Below are 2,409 nucleotides of genomic sequence, written 5' to 3'. Positions count from 1 at the left end.
ACCGCCCACGAGCGCGGAGCGCCCGCCGTGCTCGTCTGACGCCCCCGTGCGTGACCGCCATCGGTGTATCGACACTCTGTCAGGATGACCTTCGCGGTGGGCTTCTGTCCGGAAGATGGAGTTTTCCGACGGACGGCACCTCGGTCGTCAGTCACGCTCCCGTGTTCTCGCCGGTCACTGGCGATAGGTACGCGTTCGGTATAAAACCGTCACGTCGAGTCAACCGTGGGCGTGGTCATCGGCCGGCGCGAGCTCGCGGGCATTCGCGGGCCTGCCGGCCGGGGACCCGGAACCGTCGGCAATCGGGCATATGTAGACACTGTGCTCGACGGTGATGGCAACTCTGTGGGGGTTCTCCGGTGTTCGCACGTCTCGCGCGGGTTGTCACCCGCCATCCCAGGATGATCATATTGGTGGCGCTGCTGGTCGTGGCCGCTATGGCGGTGGTCGGTGCCGGGGCGTTCGGGAAGTTGCTGACCGGGGGATTCGACGATCCGCGGTCGGAGTCCACCCGGGCGGCACAGGCGGTGAACAGATACTTCGGTGGCAGACCCAACCTGCTCCTCCTCGTCACGGCCAGGTCGGGAACGGTAGACGACCCTGCGGTGACAACCGCCGGCAGGGAGGTCGCCCGTGAGCTCGGCGCTGAGCAGGGCGTAGATCGGGTGATCTCCTACTGGGACGGCGGAGACACTGCGTTACGGTCGAAGGACGGCCGACATGCGCTCGTTGTGGCCCTGGTCGTCAACAAGGACCGCGCCAAGGATCTTGTGACCGGCTACGAGAAGGCCGCGGCCGGCGGCGGTCCGGTTTCCGTTGTTCCCGGCGGTTTGGCGACCGTCGACAAGGACATCAACAGCCAGGTCACGAAGGACCTCGCCGTGGCTGAGTCGGTGGCCATCCCGATCACGATGGTGCTGCTGGTCCTGGCCTTCGGTAGCGCCGTCGCCGCGCTGCTGCCGCTGGTCGTCGGCGTGGTCGGCATCTTCGGCGGGTTTGCCATCCTTTTCGTCCTTGGTAGCGTCACCGATGTCTCGATCTTTTCGGTCAACCTCACCACAGCTATGGGGCTGGGCCTCGGCATCGACTACACCCTGCTGATGGTGAGCCGGTTCCGGGAAGAGCTCGCGGCGGGGTCGGAACGTGCCGATGCCGTTGCGACCACCATGCGCACGGCCGGCCGGACCATCCTGTTCAGCGGCGCCACCGTTGCCGTGGCCCTCGCCGTGATGCTGGTGTTCCCGCCCTTCTTCCTCAAGTCGATGGCCTACACCGGCATCGCGGTTACGGTTTTCTCGGTGCTGAGCGCGATCGTGGTCGTGCCCGCGATGCTCATGCTGCTCGGCCCGCGGGTCAATGCGTTCAGGGTCGGTCGGGCACGGTCCGGCTCGGGGCAGGCGGCCGAATCGCGGGTCTGGCGCGCCATCGCCGCCGCGGTCATGCGCCGGCCGGTGATCGTCGGCGTACCCGTCATCGCACTGCTTGTCGCGCTCGGGAGCCCCTTCCTGCATGTATCGTTCGGCAGGCCGGATGACCGGGTGCTGCGTGACACCGCGTCCAGCAGGCAGGTCGGTGACATCATCCGGGCCGACTTCTCCTCGGACGTCGCCGAGGCCACGATCGTCGTCGTGACCGGCGTGGCGGGTGGCGTGGCGGGTGGGGGCTCAACCAGCCCCGCCGGGTCCGCATTGGCCACCTACGCAGGTCAACTTTCCGCCTTGCCGAACGTGGCCAGCGTGAACAGCGCGGTCGGCACCTTTGCCGCGGGCCGGCAGGCAGCGCCAGCTGGCCCCGCCGACGCTCGGTTCGCCGTCGGCGCCCGCACCTACCTTGAGGTGGTCCCCGCGGTCGACCCCGCCTCCGGCGCAGGGCAGGACATTGCCAGGGCCGTCCGGGCAGCCGCCGTGCCCGCGGGGACGTCGGTGCTCGTCGGCGGCCGGTCGGCCGTACTCGTCGACGGCAAGCAGACGATCGCGGACCGGCTGCCGCTGGCCATCGGGCTGATCGCGCTCGCCACATTTGTGCTGCTCTTCTTGTTCACCGGAAGCGTGGTGCTGCCGATCAAGGCGTTGGTGCTCAACGTGCTGTCGCTGACCGCCGTGCTCGGAGCCGCCGTCTGGATCTTCCAGGACGGCCATCTCGCCGGGGCGCTCGGCTTCCTTCCGGGGCCGCTGGACACGTCCATGCCGGTGCTGCTGTTCTGCACCGCCTTTGGCCTGTCCATGGACTACGAGGTGTTCCTGCTCTCGCGCATCAAGGAGGAGCACGATCGCGGGGTCGACAACGCCGAGGCTGTCGCGACCGGTCTTGCCCGCACCGGACGGATTGTGACCACTGCCGCGGCCCTGCTCGCGGTGACCTTTGTGGCTTTTGCGACCTCGTCGGTCACCTTTCTGCAGATGCTCGGCA

1 protein-coding gene is annotated in these 2,409 nt (G+C 68.0%); it reads left to right on the top strand.

Annotated features, from left to right (window positions below):
* Positions 1-359: 359 nt before the first annotated feature.
* Positions 360-2,409 (top strand): MMPL family transporter (locus tag MJ783_RS07050; RefSeq protein WP_239309358.1); only part of this gene is annotated, 2,050 nt, incomplete at its 3' end.

It is taken from the genome of Protofrankia sp. Cj3 (assembly GCF_917627355.1).
Lineage (GTDB): Bacteria > Actinomycetota > Actinomycetes > Frankiales > Frankiaceae > Protofrankia.
This window is presented reverse-complemented; position numbering and strand designations above follow the sequence as displayed.